17 protein-coding genes are annotated in these 19,865 nt (G+C 40.2%); 9 read left to right on the top strand and 8 right to left on the bottom strand.

What is annotated here, in order from left to right:
* The 4 genes from IIC38_14880 to IIC38_14865 form a co-directional block, all read right to left on the bottom strand.
* The coding region (locus tag IIC38_14880) for a tetratricopeptide repeat protein (protein MCH8127218.1) at window positions 1–1,630 on the bottom strand (1,630 nt) is incomplete at its 3' end.
* Window positions 1,615–2,463, bottom strand: a complete 849-nt coding sequence (locus IIC38_14875; GenBank protein MCH8127217.1) for a hypothetical protein — start codon at window positions 2,461–2,463, stop codon at window positions 1,615–1,617. The genes IIC38_14880 and IIC38_14875, both read right to left, overlap by 16 nt.
* Window positions 2,464–2,729: 266 nt before the next feature.
* Window positions 2,730–3,854 carry a hypothetical protein gene (locus IIC38_14870; protein ID MCH8127216.1) on the bottom strand — a complete coding sequence of 375 codons (1,125 nt, stop codon included), beginning with the start codon at window positions 3,852–3,854 and terminating at the stop codon, window positions 2,730–2,732.
* Window positions 3,855–3,866: 12 nt separating this feature from the next.
* Window positions 3,867–4,229, bottom strand: a complete 363-nt coding sequence (locus tag IIC38_14865; protein ID MCH8127215.1) for a hypothetical protein — start codon at window positions 4,227–4,229, stop codon at window positions 3,867–3,869.
* A gap of 87 nt (window positions 4,230–4,316) precedes the next feature.
* On the opposite strand from IIC38_14865, the gene IIC38_14860 reads away from it, so the two are divergent.
* On the top strand, window positions 4,317–5,138 hold the full coding sequence (locus tag IIC38_14860; protein ID MCH8127214.1) for a hypothetical protein: 822 nt from the start codon (window positions 4,317–4,319) through the stop codon (window positions 5,136–5,138).
* 234 nt (window positions 5,139–5,372) lie between these two features.
* On the opposite strand, the gene glgP is transcribed toward IIC38_14860, so the two are convergent.
* Window positions 5,373–7,928 carry an alpha-glucan family phosphorylase gene (gene glgP, locus IIC38_14855; GenBank protein ID MCH8127213.1) on the bottom strand — a complete coding sequence of 852 codons (2,556 nt, stop codon included), beginning with the start codon at window positions 7,926–7,928 and terminating at the stop codon, window positions 5,373–5,375.
* A gap of 336 nt (window positions 7,929–8,264) precedes the next feature.
* Between glgP and IIC38_14850 the strand changes: the two genes are divergently transcribed.
* The 6 genes from IIC38_14850 to IIC38_14825 all read left to right on the top strand — a co-directional run bounded on the left by IIC38_14850 (window position 8,265) and on the right by IIC38_14825 (window position 16,337).
* The gene (locus IIC38_14850) at window positions 8,265–9,947 is read left to right on the top strand and encodes a methylmalonyl-CoA mutase family protein (protein MCH8127212.1); all 1,683 of its coding nucleotides are present in this window, start codon (window positions 8,265–8,267) and stop codon (window positions 9,945–9,947) included.
* A 996-nt stretch (window positions 9,948–10,943) separates the two neighbouring features.
* The gene (locus IIC38_14845; protein MCH8127211.1) at window positions 10,944–12,767 is read left to right on the top strand and encodes a hypothetical protein; all 1,824 of its coding nucleotides are present in this window, start codon (window positions 10,944–10,946) and stop codon (window positions 12,765–12,767) included.
* Between the two features lie 30 nt (window positions 12,768–12,797).
* Window positions 12,798–14,438: a protein kinase gene (locus IIC38_14840; GenBank protein MCH8127210.1), complete on the top strand. Its 1,641-nt coding sequence runs from the start codon at window positions 12,798–12,800 to the stop codon at window positions 14,436–14,438.
* On the top strand, window positions 14,398–15,399 hold the full coding sequence (locus IIC38_14835) for a hypothetical protein (GenBank protein MCH8127209.1): 1,002 nt from the start codon (window positions 14,398–14,400) through the stop codon (window positions 15,397–15,399). The genes IIC38_14840 and IIC38_14835 overlap by 41 nt, the downstream gene beginning before the upstream one ends.
* 32 nt (window positions 15,400–15,431) lie before the next feature.
* Window positions 15,432–15,746 (top strand): protein kinase, encoded by a 315-nt coding sequence (locus IIC38_14830; GenBank protein MCH8127208.1) that lies wholly within the window; start codon window positions 15,432–15,434, stop codon window positions 15,744–15,746.
* Window positions 15,747–16,052: 306 nt separating this feature from the next.
* Window positions 16,053–16,337, top strand: coding sequence for a hypothetical protein (locus IIC38_14825; protein MCH8127207.1), 285 nt, complete (start codon window positions 16,053–16,055; stop codon window positions 16,335–16,337).
* Window positions 16,338–16,435: 98 nt separating this feature from the next.
* Here IIC38_14825 and IIC38_14820 read toward each other — a convergent pair whose 3' ends face one another.
* From IIC38_14820 to IIC38_14810, 3 genes are read right to left on the bottom strand one after another with little or no spacing between them, the layout of a single operon-like run.
* Window positions 16,436–17,557, bottom strand: coding sequence for a hypothetical protein (locus IIC38_14820; GenBank protein ID MCH8127206.1), 1,122 nt, complete (start codon window positions 17,555–17,557; stop codon window positions 16,436–16,438).
* Between the two features lie 20 nt (window positions 17,558–17,577).
* Window positions 17,578–18,264, bottom strand: a complete 687-nt coding sequence (locus tag IIC38_14815; protein ID MCH8127205.1) for a zf-HC2 domain-containing protein — start codon at window positions 18,262–18,264, stop codon at window positions 17,578–17,580.
* Complete coding sequence (locus IIC38_14810) at window positions 18,254–18,856, bottom strand: sigma-70 family RNA polymerase sigma factor (protein MCH8127204.1); 603 nt, start codon at window positions 18,854–18,856, stop codon at window positions 18,254–18,256. Before IIC38_14810 ends, IIC38_14815 begins: the two co-directional genes overlap by 11 nt.
* A 391-nt stretch (window positions 18,857–19,247) precedes the next feature.
* On the opposite strand from IIC38_14810, the gene IIC38_14805 reads away from it, so the two are divergent.
* Together IIC38_14805 and IIC38_14800 are read left to right on the top strand one after the other, a co-directional pair.
* Window positions 19,248–19,487: a CHRD domain-containing protein gene (locus tag IIC38_14805; protein MCH8127203.1), complete on the top strand. Its 240-nt coding sequence runs from the start codon at window positions 19,248–19,250 to the stop codon at window positions 19,485–19,487.
* 72 nt (window positions 19,488–19,559) lie between these two features.
* On the top strand, window positions 19,560–19,865 hold a 306-nt coding region (locus tag IIC38_14800), incomplete at its 3' end, for a CHRD domain-containing protein (GenBank protein MCH8127202.1).

The raw sequence follows: 19,865 nt of genomic DNA, 5'->3' as shown, positions 1-19,865 counted from the left end.
ACTGGCTGATGGTTTCTTCATAAACCACGAGCGCCTTATCGAGTTCATTCATTTCTTTCAGCACTTCAGCCCGGCCATTTTTTGGCACGACCTCATTGGGAAACTGGTTGATGGTCTCATCATAGGCAGCGAGAGCTTCATCGAGTTTATTCATTTCTTTAAGCACTTCAGCGCGGCCATTTTTTGCAAAGACATCGTTGGGGAACAGGTTGATGGTCTCATCAAATGCTGCAAGAGCTTCATCGAGTTCATTCATTTCTTTCAGCACTTCAGCACGGCCATTTTTTGCCACGACATCGTTGGGGAACTGGCTGATGGTCTCATCATAGGCAGCGAGGGCCTTATCGAGTTCATTCATTTCTTTCAGCACTTCGGCACGGCCACTTTTTGCGACGACATCTTCGGGGAACAGGCTGATGGTTTCTTCATAAACAACGAGCGCTTCTTTAGTAAAGCCATTCCTGCGCAAGAGTTCAGCTTGGGTACTAGGGATAACCGGATCTTCTACACCAAGCAAACCGGCATAAGTAATCAATCTCTCCGCTGTAGCAAGATCGTTTAAATCCATTGCTGTTTTGGCAAGGTTGCAGAGTGTCATTGCTAAGAACTCTTTCTTACCATGTTCCAGTTGGAATTTAACCAGATCGAACAAATAACTATCAGTTCGTTGAATATTATTCTGCTGTATCAACCGCTCAATTTGCATAATTTGCTGATCTACTTTTTCTTTGACAGCTTCAGAACCCATGCGTCTTGATTTCTGTACTTGTTGACGGCTTTGTATTCCAAAATCCTGAATTAATTGCTTAATAGGATCCACAACAACCGGTTTATCCGGTGTCTTAACGGATTCTTTTATAGCAGCTTTTTTTCCGGCAAAATTAAGTTTGGCTAAAAAATCGTTCACAAAATTATTGATGATAATTACACTTCGCTTGCTGCTTGGTAAGCTATTACTCAATTCTCGGTTTGATCCATAAGTGACAGTAAGCAACTTCATCTCACTTTTGTTTTCTTTGACAGCAGCATCGACCATATCAGCAAACAGTCCATTTTCGATAAATACACTTTCCGCTGCCGATTTTTCATCCAGTTCATCGAAGTATTGTGGGGCAAAATTTTGCCATACATTTTGAAGCACTCTTATTGACTCTTGAGACGCTAGCATATTTTCATAAAGTTCGGAAATTAAATCAGTATGCGCAGAATCAGCCAAGGATATTGCAGATTCAACCTCCGCAGATTCTGGCAAAATCCTGGCCAGGAATCTGTTTTTTACAAATTTGTAAACCGGTTTTTCTTGTATCAACTCTTCAGCGGCTTCGATCGAGAGCAATCGAGTATTGTCACTAAGGACAGGATCCATACCACTAATACACAATGAAAGCGCACGCTGGTTAGTTGTGTCAACAACCAAAGCATCTTTGATGCTGTCGATACTAATATTTTTGCCTGACATCACTTTATACTCGCCGCTGCTATCAATCAGGAATGAGAGGTCTCCGGACCGGCACTCCCTGGCCTGATCTTCATCGGCTACTCCAAGTGAAAAGTATCTTTCATTTTCAAGATAAATAGCTCTACCGATTTTGCCGGAAATGTATACTTGCTCTATCATTCTTCGATCCATTTTTGACCTGCGTTGTCGAGGTATTCTTTCGCATCCTCAAGCATTGCAGATTCAACCTTTTTAGGTAAAGATGACTTTCCTTGTACGGATTCTATGGCATTATTATCAAATGCACCATATATGTAAACTTCTATGAATCGGTCGGTATCATAGTTCCCTTCACTAAATAACAGAATTCCGGCAAATTCATCTTTTGGCAAATCTACGCTAATTTCATCCCCATGTTTTGCCACAGCTAGTTTATATTTTTCTTGCCAGGTCGCCCGGTATCCAGCTGGGATTGAGTCACCAATTGTTAGTTGTCTTTCTTTTATAAAATCGAAAGAATCATTCTCCAGCAGGACAGTTCTATTCTCAATAGCAATATTTCTAAGTTTAATAGCGAACGGGCCGTATGACTTAACACCGGTTCCGTCTATGGACAAAGCAGCATATCTTATGTTTTCGCCATAGCTTCCAAATAAGATTGCTTCGGCAATTTTTCGGTTATGGTCGTCTTGCTTATCGGCTGGTTTACGCACCTGTCCTTTTACCTGTAAACCATATGTTGAATAAAGAACTTTGTCATTCGTAACAAAATTGTACAAGAAATCTATATCAACATTAATGGTTGCGCAAGCATTCTTAACAAAATCTTCAAAACTTTTAAGCGCTTGGGTTGTATTATTTACCTCAGCAGTGGATTTGGCTTGCTGATATCTCAACTCGAGAGCTTCGACTTCCTCCTCCTGGTTTACTTCTCTAATGTGAGGGTATCCGATATCTTGCCCACATGTGGGACAAGACCGTTCCTGACTTTTTGATATATCAGTTTTGCAATTAATGCATTTCATTTGCTATGTTAAGTTATTTATTCAATTCCCTGGTTTGTCCTAATCAGTGGCTGAATTTTAAAGAAAAATAGCCAAATTAGTCTAGAGAAACAAGATTTATTTAAAAAAAAGTTAAACGACCTTAGTAAGTCAAATTTATTTATTGTAACCCAAAATCATTTAACTCCCAATTTCCTTTGAATAACAACCCTTCATAGAACACATAAGTGTTAAAACTCGGTCATATCTGAAATTATCTATGTTTTTGACTTAAATATTCTTTATTTTTACAGGAAGGGAAGCCCTAAATTGAGCGTGAGCTTACTAACTATGTTCCATTCTTTTAGATCAAAATTGCGTTCGACGCCACCGCCAAATGAGAACCACATTCCATTTCGAAATCTAACTTCTCCTCCGCCATTAAGTAGAAGCAATTCCATTTGATTTTGTTTTGAGTATTGTGCTTCCACAAACATTTTATAGGAATTACTTCCTATATATAAACGCGTTGATGCGCTACCCGAAAAATGAAAGTTGTTCCCCAGGCTATCCGATGGCGTTCCTACACTATCTCGTGCTGTGCCGGCCTTAAAGCCTAGAAGCCACTGACCCCACGAACTAATTCCTTTCGCATAAGTAAACCAGCCAGTGAATTTAACTGCTCGTAAGTTCTTACCCAATGAATCTTGAGCGCTAAAGAGCAGAGCGCCAGCAAGATCAAGGGCATCTTTATTCCAAATATTATCAATATTAGCTTTAGCAAGATCTATCCTGTTTTTAAGCACCGTATTCAAAGAGTCAATTAAAGTCTGCTGTATGGAACTTGGTTGTACTACTTCAGCTCCGCTTACTCCTGGAGGTGGCGGAGGCACATCATCCGAGATTTTCTTGAGCATTTCTTTAGTTATTTTCGTTATATCCTCCAGCAGTTCTTTGTCCCCACGAAGATCTGATTTATCGATAAAACTGGTCCGGAATCCAAACGCTATTTGAGTCGGGTTTGTTTCTCCTTCAAGTCGTTTTGTCCCGGCAGAAAGCCGCAACCTGTATAACCAGGGTTTATTCAAATATCCTTGAAGTGTTAACTCATTGCCCCCGATGAGCAACCCCGGAGAAAACTCAATCGCAAAAGCCCCTGGGATACTAATCTTTTGGCTTGAATTGATAAAGCTTGAAAAACTGGCGCCAAACTCTTTGACTGAAGAAGGCCTTAATATAGTGCTTGGTTCCGAGCCCAGAAGCTGGAAAGCTGGCGCTGCAGGAACAGCGAAATCGAGCCGAAATGAATTGGCAAGTACGGGAGGCACGGTTAAATCGCTAAAGGTTATGCCGGATGGCAATTGGCAAAAAGCGTCCATTGCATTTACCCCAAATAACAGAACAAATAATAAGATTTTACTAAAAGATTTCATAATTACATCTCCTCAGGCTTGCTCTAGAGTAGTGTATAAATTCAAAATGACACTGGGGTCATTTGTTTGGTTGGCAATCGTAACTTTGTCTAGTTCATTACCATCTTGTGTGATGGTCAATGTGGCGCTATAGCGATCGATCGGAGCCAAAAGGGCAATCACTACAACTGCCTGGACCCGTCGCTTGTTGTTTTCTTCGTTGGTTCCCGGGAGTTTGTATTTGTCATCATCCGGGTTTAAGAAATCGCCTTCCCAACGCTTTACGATCACATTTTTATCAGCTTCCCACAGTTTGAGATCATAAGATCCTGTCTGCGCTTGCCCTGCTGAAACTTCTGCGAAAATCGGTCCGCCATTCTTGTTAAAAGGTTTCATGGGTTTCTCCTTTATTTAACCTTTGAAATGTTTTCCAAAACTTTCCTAGGGCTTGTTGAAAAAATTGGCCCATCTATGAGTTTTTTATTGATCTTATTATTTGGATTTTATACTTTCGGAGCCACGGAAGATAAGCAAAGTTTTTTCCGTATGCTCTTTTTGGGGGAAAACATTGACCAAATTTACCCGTTAATTCTTATGCTTATTTTCTTTTCAGTTGTGCTCTTCGCACAAAAAAATATCTATAAAAAAAAGTATGAAGAGCTGTTAACGGATGTGAAAAAGAGGTCGAAAGATTGTCTGGGTGGAAAACTGCCCACGAACAAAAAGTTATTGGAAAGGACTTACAACATAGTCAACCTGGCTCAAAAAAGAAAGGAGTCTGAGATGATGTTTGTAGCATTTTTATTTTTCGTCATTTGTCTGTATCTCTTATATGAATTAAAAAAATTTAGTCTCGATACTTCGATCAAACGATATAGATACCGACTGTATGCCCTTAGAGACAAATTGCGTAAACATGTAATGGAGGGGCAAGTCGACAATGAAAACTGGTTATTTGATTATTTAGATAACTCTATCACAAAATCGTGTGATATGCTTAGCGAATTGAACTTCGGGCGATTTATTATTTTTTGGGCTTTTGATAATAGAGATCCGAAGTTTAAATTGGCAATTGAAGATCTATACCAAGAGTTCAAGAGACCCGAGAATATCCTGCTAGAGAAAATTGACCAAGACTATACAGATATTTTGGTTGATTTCCTTCAAGAAAGACACAAAGTTTTGAATTATATTATAACAAAGTCTCTCAAATGGCTATTCAGAAAGGGTGCTCAAGGCTTGACCGTGTCCCCTGAGACATCTACATTCACCTGGTTTTCACCAATATATAGAACGGCTAAATAAATAAACCACCTTGTTTATAAACAGGTATTTTGTTGTAAGTATAATATTATAAAATCATAAAAATCAAGCAAAAACGTTACCAATACATTGCTTTAACCCCTTTTATAATAATATAAGTTGTTTATTTACTATAGGTTATAATCTATAGTGATAAATATACAGGATAGTCTAATTCAAGACTGAAATAATCAAAAGATATTACTAATCGAACCCAGTTAATCCTGTCAAAACAAACTAATCCACAATCATTTTGCCGGTATAGTATGGATTGAGTTGGAGATCATGTTTGGGCAGCACTCGAATTTGAAATCCGGCTTTGCCGGTAAATTCACATCGAATATCACCGGAAAATTGCAATGCTTCGCCGCTATCCTTGCCGCTGAGATGCATCGCCACCGATTTTGCCGCAATGAGTTCATCGTTTGCGGTTAACTTGCCATAATACAATTCCACAGTTACATCTTCGGGGTCTAATCCATCTAAAAAGAGTTTAACATGAACGGGAATATTTGAACCCACCGGCACATCTTGGTGATTTTTAAAATCGACTGCTACAACTTTAACCTTATTCCAATTGGAAGTAACCTTATTTCTCCAACCGGCTAATTCTTTCGCGCCTTTAAAATTGTCTTCACTTAATCGACGCCAAACACCGGCAGCCTTCACATAAAAATTTACCATATATTCTTCCAGCATTCGATGGGTATTAAAAACCGGGCAGATGGTTCGTATACTGCTGCGCATTCTGTTTACCCAAATTCTTGGCAATCCCGCCCGGGAACGCTGGTAAAACAGAGGAACAATCTCATTTTCTAAAAGCTCATAAATAGCCTGGGCTTCCAGGTTGTCTTGCAAAGTGGTATCCTGCAACTCGTCACCGCGGCCAATTGCCCAGCCATTTTCTCCGTTGAAGGCTTCACACCACCAGCCATCCAAAATGCTCATGTTCAACGCCCCATTCGCCGCAGCCTTCATACCACTGGTGCCACAGGCTTCCAAAGGCCGCCGCGGAGTATTGAGCCAAACATCGGCCCCTTGCACCAAATGCCTGGCAATGTGTATATCGTAATTTTCGATAAAGACAAGGTGGTTCTTAAACTTGGGGTCTTTGCTAAAATCGACAATATTTTTAATCAGCTCTTTACCGGGTTCATCCTGGGGATGCGCCTTTCCTGCTATGATGATCTGGACCGGACATTCCGGATCATTTAAAATTTTGGCAAGCCTGTCGGGATCATGAAAAATCAAATTGCCGCGTTTATAGGTAGCAAATCTTCGGGCAAAACCAATAGTAAGCGCTTCCGGATCCAGCATATCGCTCACATCTTTAATCTCAGAAAAAGGCGCGCCTCTTTGCTTTAAATGCTGACGTAAACGTGCCCGGGTAAATGACACCAGACGCTCTCGATTCCTCTCGTGGGTCTGCCATAGTTCGGCATCGGGGATTCTATCAACACCTTCCCACACTTTTTCATTGTCAGGATCTTCGATCCAACGAGGACTGAGATAACGGTCATAAAGATCGGCAATTTCAGGGGATATCCAGGAAGGGACATGGATACCATTGGTCAAGGGTTGGATTGGGATTTCTTCTTCAGGAAGGTTCTTCCATAACTGCCGCCATATTTTCCTGGAAACATCCGTGTGCAGCTTACTAACTCCATTTACCTGGGCGCTCATTTTAATGGCAAGCACAGTCATACCAAACAGATCCGAATCGGCAGGGTTATCATATCGACCCAACGCCAACAACTGTTTAATTGTTAGCTTTAATTCTTTGGCATATTCACTAAAATAGGTTTCCATCAATTTGGGTTCGAAAGCATCATTCCCGGCAGGAACCGGGGTATGTGTCGTAAAAACATTACTGGCATAAACAGTTTCAAAAGCCTCATCAAAACTCAATTTCTTCTCGTTCATTAATATCCTGATTCGTTCCAAACAGGCAAATGCCGAATGTCCTTCGTTCATATGATAAACCGCAGGTGAATATCCCAATTTGTGTAAGGCACGTACACCACCAATGCCTAACACGATTTCCTGCCGCAATCTCATCTCACGGTCGCCGCCATAAAGGTGGGAAGTAATTTTGCGATCTTCGGCCCGGTTTTCACGAAGGTTTGTATCCAGCATATATAATGAAATACGACCGACCTGGATTTTCCAGATATGAATCTTTACATCATGACCTTTCATAGGAACGGAAATTTTAACAGGATGGCCATTCTTGTCTTTTAACTGGACAATCGGTAAATTTAAGAAATCATTTTCCTTATACAATTCGCCCTGCCAGCCGTCCAAATTTAATTGTTGATTGAAGTAGCCGTTTTGATAAAGTAAACCAACGGCGACCAATGGAAAATTCAAATCACTCGCAGATTTGAGATGATCTCCGGAAAGCATGCCGAGGCCCCCGGAATATATCGGCAAGCTGTCAGTTAAACCATATTCGGCTGAAAAATAAGCAATGGTAAAATCGATCGGTCGATCGAGTTCATAATCAAATAATGATTCATCTTTGATATATCTCTGATAATCCCGGTAAACCTGCATGAATTGCGTCATGAAACCTTCATCCCGAACCGCTTCGTTCAGTCTTTCCTGGTTTATTTTTCCAAGAAACAAGACAGGATTTCGATAGGTTTCTTCCCACAGTTTGATGTCCAGACGCCGGAACAGGTCGGCAACTTCCGGGTGCCAGCTAAACCAAACATTATAAGCCAGCTCTTTTAATGGCTTTAAATTTTCCGGTAATGAGGGTACAATATTAAAACTCCGAATAGGTGTCATATTCGATTCTCCAGGATATTGACTTTATTTAAAGGTGTTTAGCGAAGATCGCACTTTTTACTATTTTTCGGAAGGTTTAGGATTTTTAGCAACAAGCAACTTTTTGAAATTTTCAAAAAACACATGAATATAAACAAAAGGTCTTTGATATGCAATATTTGGACTAAAAAATACTTGCTTGAATTTCTTTGCTTATATTCAACAAAAATGGTCAATTTTGAAAGGTACCTATTCCAATTTTTGAGTAACTTGAATAATTCATAAAAAAAGCTGTTTTCTATCACAAGGTTTTATTTTATATTTAGTTAACCTAACATCAAATAAATTGAGGTTTTTATGTTCGATCCTGAAAAATTAAAGCAAATTTCCAAGAATCGTAAAGTTTATGAAGAGCAGTCCCTCAACAAAACGATAAACCGGTTTGGGGAAAGGCGTGATCGGTTTGTGACCGGGTCCGATACTGAAATCGACAGACTTTATACCCCCGAGCAACTCCGTGACTTTGATTATGAAGAACAGCTTGGTTTTCCAGGGCAGTTTCCTTTTACTCGGGGAGCTCAGCCAAATATGTACCGAAACCGGTTTTGGACCATGCGCCAGTATGCCGGTTTTGCGACTGCAAGTAAAACCAACGAAAGATTCAAGTATCTCCTCAGTCTCGGGCAAATGGGACTTTCGGTAGCATTTGATCTCTGCACTCAGATCGGCTTTGATTCAGATCACCCAATGAGCAAGGGAGAAGTGGGTAAAGTGGGAGTGGCAATCGACACCCTGGAAGATATGGAAATATTATTTGACGGCATTCCCCTGGACAAAGTGTCTACGTCAATGACGATGAATGCACCGGCGGTTGTTCTGTTGGCCATGTATATTGCCGTTGGGGAAAAGCAGGGTGTGCCAAGAAATCAATTGTCCGGCACGGTTCAGAACGATATTTTGAAAGAATATATTGCCCGGGGGACTTACATCTACCCGCCAAAACAATCCATGCGCCTGGTTACCGATACATTTGAATTTTGCTCGAAGGAAGTTCCCCGTTGGAATTTTATCAGTATTTCGGGATACCACATCCGCGAGGCCGGATCAACAGCTGCCCAGGAGGTTGGCTTTACCCTGGCAAATGCCATTGCCTATGTAGAAGCAGGGGTGGAGGCCGGACTTAACGTCGATGATTTTGCTCCCCGGATTTCCTTTTTCTTTAATTCGCATAACGACTTATTGGAGGAAGTCGCAAAATTTCGAGCGGCACGACGGATGTGGGCCACCATAATGAAAAACCGGTTTAACGCGCAAAACCCGAAATCTATGATGCTGCGATTCCATACGCAAACGGCAGGTTCAACCCTTACAGCCCAACAGCCGGAAAACAATATTGTTCGTGTGACCATTCAAACCCTGGCAGCCGTTCTTGGCGGAACCCAAAGCCTGCATACAAATAGCCGTGATGAAGCGCTTGGATTGCCAACCGAGGAATCCGCCCTCATTGCTTTACGGACACAACAAATCGTAGCGCATGAATCAGGAGTTGCGGAAACCATCGATCCACTGGCTGGATCATTTTACATAGAAAGCCTGACGAACCGAATCGAACAAGAAGCGACTAAATATATTGAAGAAATTGATGAATTAGGCGGCGCGGTTGCAGCCATTGAAATTGGATATATGCAAAGAGAAATTCAGAATTCCGCCTACCAACACCAAATGGCAGTGGAGAAAAACGAGCGCACGATTGTGGGAATCAATGATTATGTTGTTGAGGAACAATCGGAACCTGAAATTCTTAGAGTCGATCCATCGGTTGAAAAAGATCAAATTTCAAGACTGGCTGCCGTAAAGAAGCGACGTGACGATCAAAGGGTGCAACAAACGCTTGCACATGTTGCAACGGCAGCAAAAGGAAGTGAAAATTTGTTGCCATTTATTATAGATGCAGTAAAAGCATACGCCACACTAGGTGAAATTTGTGACACTATGCGGGCGGTATTTGGTGAATACCAGGAGAAGTTTACCGGTTTCTAGATGCTGGTTGCTGGATACTGGATATTTGAAGTGACGAGTGTGGCCCTGAAAAAACTTCACAATTTTTTTTGTAGATAATTCTTGACTCCTTATTTTGATAGAGGTATATAGTTAACGTTACATGGCCGACTATAATAATTTAATAATAACTCACATTTCTCACTTCAAATTGAGGCCAATTCCCGGTGCCCGTTTATTCGATTTCAGGAGTCCGTTTGACCTGATTTTTGGTCAGAAATCGCGTGAAACCAATCATTTCACCCCGAAGGGGTTCGGCACTGTGAGGAGGCTTGATGGGCTATAAATATTTCACTCCTATCGGAGTTAACCCTGTTGTCAGGGCACTAACTTAAATGAACCATTTGTAATTTTGCGAAAGTTACTAGCCATCTGGATTTTCCTGATACCTGTGGCTCTTGTCATACCAGCAGATGAGCTGTGTCTCAATCCCGGAGGGATGTCATGTTTATAGCCAATTGGGTTTAAAAAACATGCTAACCCCATCGGGGTGATATTGCATTTTCATTTCAGCATGAAAATCATCCTTTGTGGGAGGTGTTGAAAACGAAGTGAGAAATGTAATATAATAATATAATGGTAGTATTGGCGAATACAGTCTGTTTGATTTTTGTTTATGTGAGTTTGTGGGGAATTAAGAAACTGAAAAAAACAATGCTGAAATTATTAAATTTGTTTTTGTGATTAGGGTATGTGATTTTTCATTCAATATTCAATTATTTGAATACACAGGAATAACAATTTATAATTGCAAAAAGACCTTGACTTTCCAAATAAACAAATGTAAACTAACAAAATATGAAACCCTGGAAAGTATTCTTACTCTTTTAGCTTCAACCTACTCCTGAACGGTTAAAAAAAATCGGTTTAAATAAAAGTTAAGGCTTTAGGAAACGCCATGCAACCAACCTCGAATAGCCTAACCCGTTTACAACTCTCCGATAGAGCCACCGACATTTTCAAGGCAAAAAAATTGGCGTGGCTTTAGGGCCAGGATTACCCATTGGATTGGTTGATCTGGGTATGCTAATTGCCCTAAAGCAGTTAAAAATTGAAGTGAGTCTAATTTCCGGCACAAGTATGGGAGCCGTAATTGGGGCGTTTTACGCAAGTGGATTATCTCCTGAGGAGATCAGGAATAAGGTTCTTGGGATATCTGAAATTGATGGTGTAATGCAGGCGTTGATACATGACAGGAAATACCCAGGCCTCCCTTTATCCAGCGGCGAGAAGCTCATCGAAGAATTGATTAAAGTTACTGGTTGGGATCCGGAGTTTTACGAACTTAGGATACCGCTATTGATCGTGGCATCAGATAAAGTTTCACAAAGAAATGTCATCCTGCGGCATGGGAAGGTCTTTGATGCAGTGCGTGCCAGTCTTGCCATGCCTTTGCTTTTGGAAGAAAAACAGATGGGTGGCATGCAATTGGCCGATGGCGCTATCTTTGCTCCCCTGGACACAAAAACACTTTATGCTGAGGGAGCGGATTTTGTGATAGCTATCCAGGCCAAGCCAATTCACAGCGCTACACAAAGAAAATTACCTCTTGGGAAAAAAGCTCAACCGCATGTTTTAAGAATGCTAGGCTGGCAAACCAGCAATGAAATCTATTTTTCCAAGCCGGCTTGCGAAATTTTGTTGCGGCCAAGGGTGCCAAAGGAATTGGCGAAAGATATTTCACGTGTGGATGAAATTATCGATCTTGGCATAAAAATTACTTATGAAGCGATCCAGGAAATAGAGAAAGGCAATTACCCAAAGCATGTGATGAAAGCGGAGCAGTTAAAAAAAACAAATGAAGAATCTATATCCCAGGCGAATTTGGCAGTGGAAAATGAGATTTCTGACATAGAACCCTACATTAAGGAGCTTGAGAGAAGAACTGCCAATATGACCGATGGCGAGTTGATCGAAGAGTTTCCTAAATTTGCAAAAAAGTTTCAAGAATTTTTGAATGCCTTGAATGTCAAATACCCGGATCCACAAGTTGCCAGCCAAGAATTTAAAAAAAGATTGGGCAATCTTAAATCCATTTTAGATCAAAATCCTTATTTAAGCAGAGTCTTGGAGAAACCGTTAGGGTATGCCGGCGATTATCAAATGATGAACTACATTTATGACAATGAGTTATTTGATGCAAAATCGAACATGGGAAAATTATTGAATTTTCTTGTTTATTCTAGCCCCACAACAAACGCGGTTAGAAACCGCGCTAAAATACTTCAGGGTATTATCCAGCAAAGAGTTTATCAGTTAAAAGAGCTTTCGCTGGCAAGCATTGCCTGTGGACCTGCAAGAGAAGTAGCAGAAACAATGAAGTCGCTGTCGGAAAATACACAAAACTTGAAGTTGCGTTGGACACTTTTGGATCAAGATAAAGAAGCCCTGGACTATGCAAGAGAAAATATACCAGACCAAAAAATGCTTGATGTAATTTATGTAAACGCAAGTGTAAAGGACCTAATCAAAAAGGAAATTACTCTTGGTCCTCAGGATATTATTTATTCATTGGGGCTTTTCGATTACCTGGAAGAGAAAGTGGCAACTATTATGATTAACCGGCTCTACACTGAGTTAAATCCCGGCGGTCTGTTGTTAATTGGCAACTTTCATCCGAGCAATCCTCTACGTTTATGGATGGAAAGTACTGTTGACTGGTTTTTAATCCATCGCACGGAAGATGAATTATTGGCCATCGGTAAAGCCGGCGCTCCGGAAGGGCGGCATTTCGTCATGGCAGAGCCTGAGGGTGTTAATTTGATTATGGTAACTACGAAGCCGCTGGAAGCTAAGTCTTAATCAAGATGATTTTATCAAGAGAGGTACAAGATGGTAGGTAAAACAATTTCACATTTCAAGATCCTCAAAAAAATTGGTGCAGGCGGAATGGGCGAAGTATTTCTTGCAGAAGATACTGAGTTAAAACGCAGGGTAGTTTTGAAATTCTTACCTCCGAATAACACCTTTAATCCTGAAATCAATGCCCGCTTCAAAAGGGAAGCTAAAGCAGCAGCTGCATTAAACCACCCCAACATTATTACTATACATGAGGTTAGTGAGTTTGAGGGTACAACCTATATCGCAATGGAGTACGTAGAGGGTGTGACGCTTAAAGAAAAGATTAAGGATGACTCACTTTCATTGAATCAGATAGTTGACTATACAATCCAAATATGTGATGGACTGAGCAAAGCTCACCAGGCTGGAATTGTTCATAGAGATCTAAAGCCTGAAAATATAATGATTGACCAGGATAATCGAGTCAGGATTCTTGATTTTGGTTTGGCTAAACTAAAGGGCGCGACACAATTGACTAAAGAAGCCAGCACAATGGGTACTCTTTATTATATGTCACCCGAACAATTCCAAGGCGAGGAGGTTGATCACCGGGCGGATATTTGGGCGACCGGTGTTCTTTTATATGAAATGATCTCAGGAAATGTACCTTTCCCAGGTGAATACGAAGCGGCGGTTATGTATTCGGTTGTAAACGAAGAGCCAGAGGCGATTACTATCCATAGATCCGAAGTTCCGGACAAGTTGGAGCAGATTGTTAAAAATGCACTCATAAAAAAATGCGATGAAAGGTACCAACAAATTGATGAGTTATTAGCTGATTTGCAATCTGATAAGGAAAAAATGCCTGCTGTTCTCTTGAGCTCATCTGTTTCTAAAAAACCGGCAAAGATAAGTTGGGCTAGGATTTCTGCGGCTACATTTTCTATATTGGCTCTCCTGGCAATAACGCTTTTTTATTTTTTAAACAAAGACAGCCCAATCCCGGAGAAAAAGCGAGTCGTTGTTGCTGTATTCAAGAATCAAACGGGAGACAGTTCACTTGATCCATTGGGCACTATAGCTGCAGATTGGATTTCTCAAGGCCTTGCACAGACTAATTTGATGCATGTGGTTCCAACCATTGCAGTTCTAGCAAGCACTCATGGGTTAGAGGACTCAGAACAAAGCGTACAGATGGCTTCTGTTATCCCGTTTTTAGCCTCTAAAACCAAGTCGGACATTGTTATTTCCGGCAATTATTACAAACAGGGTGAAACCATTCAATTTCAGGCACAAGTAATGGAACTGGCAACAAACAAACTGCTTGGTGGTTTGGAACCTGTAGGTGGAAGTTTGGAAGATGCAATATCTACAATCGGAGAATTAAAGCAAAAAGTTATGGGTGTAATGGCAACTCACTTAGATGCCAGAATGGAGGCATTTACGCATGGAATTAGTCAACCTCCTAACTATCAAGCTTATAATGCCTTTATTGAAGGACTCGCGTACCAAACCCGTCACAATTTTAGAAAAGCGAAAGATTTGTTTTATCAAGCATATAGCCTTGATACGACGTTTGTTACTGCTTTAATAAATGCTTCAGGTTGTCATCTAAATCTAGGTCAATTCAGCCAGGTTGATTCGATAAGTAATGTCCTTTATCGTTACCGGGAGCGACTCACTCCCGTTTGAACGCCACAGCCTGGACTGGAGTGTGGCATATACCCAGGGTGATCGAGAAAAAATATATCTGGCATCAAAGGGAATTGCAAGCATAGCACCGACCACACCATACATGATTCAATTTGCCGTGGACGCTATTTTTTACGGGCGGCCCAACGAAGCATTAGAAGCCTACTCAAATATTGATACCGATGATGATCATTTAAAAGACGATTGGCATTTCTGGGACTTTTATACACAAGCTCTTCATATGACCGGAAACTTTGAGGAAGAATTAAACAAGGCAAGGCAAGGTCGTCAATTACACCCAACACGAATAGCAACATTGCTGTACGAAACCAGGGCATTGGCGGCATTAGGAAGAGAACAGGAATTAAACAAGCTTCTTGATGAATGCCTTACTCTTCCACCTCAACGGGGTCGTGCAGGTGTGCCATGGTTCCAAAGGTGGACACCAGGATTTATTATGAATGAAACTGCAATAACTCTGCGTCGTCATGGTTACGGGGATGCTTCTGAAAGAGTAACTGACCGTTCACTTGCCTGGCACAATTCTCGAACAACTAAAGAGATGAAAACACAAGAATCTCGAAATGGTCTGGCGATCGCATATTATTTGTCCGGACAATGGGAAAAGGCTCGCGTTTTATTTGAAGGATTGGCGGCGGATTATCCGCAAGATATTTTTTATTGGGGTAACTTAGGAGCAATTGCAGCCAGGAAAGAGGACAGGGATGAGGCTTTACGGATTATTGAAAAGCTAAGTAGTCGAGAACATCCTCTTGGCAATAATATATTAGAGCAAGCCAGAACAGCCGCTATTCTCAATGAACGGGAACAAGCTATGACTTATTTAATAGACACATTAAAAAAAGGTTATGGCTATTGCATATTTCCACATCGAAATATAGATTTTCAGTCTTTATGGGATCACCCCTCATTTGTTGAACTATTTCGTCCAAAAGGATGAGATGTTTGGTCTGAATATTCATTTTTTGAAAGATGCTTCTAACTTTGATCAGCCAAACAATCCCGCCCAGCAGGCGGGACAAAATTCTCGAAAAGCTTGGAGAGGGCGGGATGGGTGAAGTCTACCTTGCCGAAGACACCGAGCTGGATCGCAAAGTTGCCCTCAAATTTTTGCCACTTTTCTATTCCAAAGACCCCGAAGTAAATGCCCGCTTCAAACGGGAAGCCAAAGCGACTGCCGCTCTGAATCACCCTAACATCATTACCATCCATGAAATTGGCGAGTTTGAAGATAGAGCCTATATCGCCATGGACTATGTATGTAGATGGGAAATCGTTGAAGGATAAAATTGAAGATAAGCAGCTCTCCATTGCCAGCGTCTATAGATCGTCAGATCAATCAAGATGACCCTAGCTAGGTATAGTTACGATGAGCTGCAAAATCTCCATTTTACGAAAATATTCAGCAAGTCTCCCGGTTTCAAAATATCTTGGAGAAAATAAAACCAATGATTAATTTAAATAATCTGGACTTAACATAGCTGTTTAAGTATTTCTAAATAAAATAGTTTTGCTTCAAACTCTAAATTCCCCCCAAAACTACAAATTTTTCCCTGGAAGATAACCCGGTTTAAGTGCACTCTTTGACTCCGTGTGTCGAATTCTTCCATAAATCATATTCAGTTTGATGACATCCGGCACAATATTATTATTCACTTAAGTTACCTATTTTTGGCAAGAATCCATATTTTGCAGATGGCCGGATCCGAAAATTTGGCTATCAGCAGAATCACCTGTTCAGGGATTGCTGTATCAACGGATCTATGTCATGCATCGATTGTCATGATCCCCATTCACAGGATTACAGGGATATTAATGGAAAGCGCCTTGTGGGGAAATTCTTATCGTGATTGGCAAGTAAATTATTTTGAAAACTAAATTTCATCGTCTGGATCTCAAATTCCCCTTAATTATAATTAGTAATCAAAAAAGCAATTTTGATAATTACCTTTTAGCTACTTCTCAACATGCCGTGTTTAATACTCTTCAAGCTGGGCTAGTTTAATGAGACCTTTCAAATCAAGTTTATTTTGGGAATATCTCATCACATCACCCTTTTTTAAACGGATCATTACATTTGAAGATTGAACATCAGAGAACCCGCCATCCGCACCAAACAAAACAATGATAGATTGATTCGCCGGGAGAAACCTTAATGACGGGCCATAATCACCTATAATCTTCACAATCTTCTTTTTATAATCTGATATTTTCTCTTTTACTTTCTTCTTTTCTTCCTCTTGTCTTTTTCTCGCACTAAACGCAAAATCCTCCGCTCTAAACACTTTTGGAGCCAGGGGAAGAGAATCTATGATTAAATCATGAATGAGTGAAATTCCTCCAACCGTAAACATGACACCGAGGTTGTTAATATACACGCCATTAATGTTTCGATTGCCAAAAAAAAGTTGGCTCCTTTTTTCAGATAAACTTGAGTGTAAAATTCTGCTCATAATCGAAATTTGTTCAAGCTCATTGCCATCATCGATATTCTGCTGGTTTATCCTCGTTACAAACCCATCCCGGTCGATCTTGTCATTTCTATATTCCACAATATTACTTTTCACTACCTGATAGAATTTCCCAAGCGGTTGATTCCTGCCCATGTTGTTAAAAGATACCAGTACACCGACATTTTCCTTTGAACCCAGATGATTGTTAACATCAACATATGTCCCTAAAAATGTATGAATTTTCTTATTCAGTTTATCCATCCATTCGTTCATTTGAGCAGTATCCATTGAGCCGGCCACATATGCGAACGATCTTGCTTTATCTTTCTCTTCGTCTTTCTTATTCCCACTCCTGCCAACTGAAATTCCAAATTCGTTACCAAATGAAAAAATACTAAAGAGGTTTCTTTCTATACTAACTGTAAAAACCAAACCAAAATCATCCAGGTAAAAACCTTTTATGTTTTTTCCTTCGAATAAGTTTTGGCGGGAAGCCTGCAATAATTGATCGAGAATGCTCTCCATGACATAAATTTCCGATTTAATAACCGCTTTCTTGGATTGACTAAAAATGGGTTTCGAATCTCCGATCAATAAAAGGGCTGCAATCACAATAAATGCTGTAATTTCTTTTGAAAAACGCATGTTACTCTCCGGTTTATTGTTTACTTATTTCTGTTATCAAAATTGTTTGAGCCTGTCGTTAGAACGAGTCCCTGCAAGATCGAATTAGTCCGGTCAAATTGATATGTATTTCTTCGATCTATGCGGTTCAGGCTTTCACCTACAAATCGCAAATCTGTCAGCCGTTGTCGATCCATCATTTTGGATAACTCATTCATTTTGGAAATGTATAAGTTTCTTTGTCGGATTTCGCTATCTTGAATCAATTGGCTGGTTAAATATAAATTTTCTTGTTGTGCCTTTTTCAAAGCCGCCACCAATTCTTGTGAATTTGAAATCCGGGTTGTGTTTTCTTTGCCGCCAAAAGTTATGGAAAACTGGCCATCGCCATATGTAAAATCCGCTCGAATGAATAACAGAGCCAGGACGAAAGCGGTTACGGACAAACGAAAACCCCAGCGCCAAATTCGGGATGTTTCCATCGATTCCGACCAAAATGTTTTTACCCGATCAAGAAAATTGAGCTTCTGAACCGTGAAGATCATTTTTTGTATCGGCTCAACCTGGGGCCATTTTTTCATCACTGTTACTGTTTGGTTGAATTCTACAACTTCATTCGAACAATTCTCACATTTCTTTAGATGTTCATCTATTTTCCCCCGGGATGGATCATCTAACTCCGAGAAAACATAATCCATTAGTTGGTCTTTTACCAAATCACATTTCATAACTCAACGCCTCCTCACTGAGGTTCTGTTTTTTGAGAGTTTCTTTCAAAGCTTTTAAGCCATAATACATGCGGGATTTCACCGTATTCAATGGCAATTTTAAGACTTCTGAAATTTCAATAAATTTTAAATCCTGGTATACTTTCATAACGATGACGGCTCGCTGTTCTTTCGGTATGGTTTGCATGGCTTCTTCAAATATTTGCCGTAACTGTTTCCCGTGTGCGTTGCCTTCCAAATTATTTGATTCCGGGTCAGGGAGTTCAGGCACTATTTCGTCATCCATATTAGGGTTTGAATCAATCGAAAAAAATGAATGCCGCTTCCTGTGCCGCAATTGATCCCTCGCTTGATTCGCGGCTACTTGATAAAGCCAAACCCTAAATTTATTTAAATCCTGCAAACCCATCAATTTTTGATATACCTTAATAAAAGTTTTTTGACAAGCATCCTCTGAGTCCTGTACATTTCCGAGAAATCGATATAGAAAATTTAAAATCGGCTTTTGCCAACGCCATGCCAGCAAGTTAAATGCCTGAATTTGTCCTTTCCTGAACCGTTCGATTAATTCGGCATCACTCAAATTGTTCATTCATTCTCCATATGTTGCATACAGTTTATTGGACGCTTAAGGAAGAAAAAAAGTTTTGCCTTTTGTGATTTACAATTTATCATTAAATGAAAAAAAAGTTCTATACCTAAAAATTCCCATTTAACAATATTAAAATATTAATATACAATAATACAGGAGAACCAAATTATTTTACAAAAAAGTAATAAAAAAGTAAATACTACTTGACTTAAAAACTGAATTTATTTATTTTTGTAAATTACAACCCGGATACGGATAGTTATACCTCATATCTTTTAATTGCAAAACAAGTATTTCTGCAGAGCATAATTCAAATTAAATAGTATTCAATTTCAAATTAAAGATAGCAAATTCTCAAATTTCATAACGTTAACCAAACAAGGAGGTTGTTATGCGTAAAATGATAATGAGTTTTGGATGCCTTTTACTAACTATACTTCTTACAAACAATGCCTTTACACAAATTCCCTTGTCGGGAGATAACGAGGTTCCGGCTGTTACAACTTCAGCGACAGGCAAGATATCGGTTGCCGTTGACAGCAATAAAGTGACTGTTACCGGATCCTTTAGTGGTCTATCCGGGAAATATACTGCTTCCCACATTCACGGAGAGGCCAGTGATGAAAAATAAAAGCATTGAATCAACCTTTTCTTTCATTTTCTTTCATTTATATCATTTATCATTTAAATAAAGGAGGTCATTATGCGCACGTATACTAAGTTTGGTTGGTGGATTTTTGCGCTATTTATTCTTGCTTCAACCACAGGCGCTCAGGCTCAAACCCAATTTACGACTACGTTGAGTCCGGGGACGGAAGTGCCGCCGGTGGTGGTGCCGAGCGAAGGAACCGGTGGAGGGGTCTTTAGCCTGAACGCAGCCGGTGACACACTGAGTTTTATCATCGGCGTGTCAGACTTGACCGGAGCGCTTGATTTAGCACATTTTCACAATGCACCAGAAGGAGTAGCAGCAGGAGTAGTACGTACACTGACCGGAGATTTCACAGAT

It is taken from the genome of candidate division KSB1 bacterium (assembly GCA_022566355.1).
GTDB lineage: Bacteria > Zhuqueibacterota > JdFR-76 > JdFR-76 > DREG01 > JADFJB01.
This window is presented reverse-complemented; position numbering and strand designations above follow the sequence as displayed.

Excerpts from the sequence above, each read along its gene's own strand:
- IIC38_14875 (MCH8127217.1), bottom strand. The coding sequence starts at position 2,463 with ATGAAATGCATTAATTGCAAAACTGATATATCAAAAAGTCAGGAACGG.
- IIC38_14870 (MCH8127216.1), bottom strand. The coding sequence starts at position 3,854 with ATGAAATCTTTTAGTAAAATCTTATTATTTGTTCTGTTATTTGGGGTA.
- IIC38_14865 (MCH8127215.1), bottom strand. The coding sequence starts at position 4,229 with ATGAAACCTTTTAACAAGAATGGCGGACCGATTTTCGCAGAAGTTTCA.
- glgP (MCH8127213.1), bottom strand. The coding sequence starts at position 7,928 with ATGACACCTATTCGGAGTTTTAATATTGTACCCTCATTACCGGAAAAT.
- IIC38_14850 (MCH8127212.1), top strand. The coding sequence starts at position 8,265 with ATGTTCGATCCTGAAAAATTAAAGCAAATTTCCAAGAATCGTAAAGTT.
- IIC38_14840 (MCH8127210.1), top strand. The coding sequence starts at position 12,798 with ATGGTAGGTAAAACAATTTCACATTTCAAGATCCTCAAAAAAATTGGT.
- IIC38_14835 (MCH8127209.1), top strand. The coding sequence starts at position 14,398 with ATGTCCTTTATCGTTACCGGGAGCGACTCACTCCCGTTTGAACGCCAC.
- IIC38_14830 (MCH8127208.1), top strand. The coding sequence starts at position 15,432 with ATGCTTCTAACTTTGATCAGCCAAACAATCCCGCCCAGCAGGCGGGAC.
- IIC38_14820 (MCH8127206.1), bottom strand. The coding sequence starts at position 17,557 with ATGCGTTTTTCAAAAGAAATTACAGCATTTATTGTGATTGCAGCCCTT.
- IIC38_14815 (MCH8127205.1), bottom strand. The coding sequence starts at position 18,264 with ATGAAATGTGATTTGGTAAAAGACCAACTAATGGATTATGTTTTCTCG.
- IIC38_14810 (MCH8127204.1), bottom strand. The coding sequence starts at position 18,856 with ATGAACAATTTGAGTGATGCCGAATTAATCGAACGGTTCAGGAAAGGA.
- IIC38_14805 (MCH8127203.1), top strand. The coding sequence starts at position 19,248 with ATGCGTAAAATGATAATGAGTTTTGGATGCCTTTTACTAACTATACTT.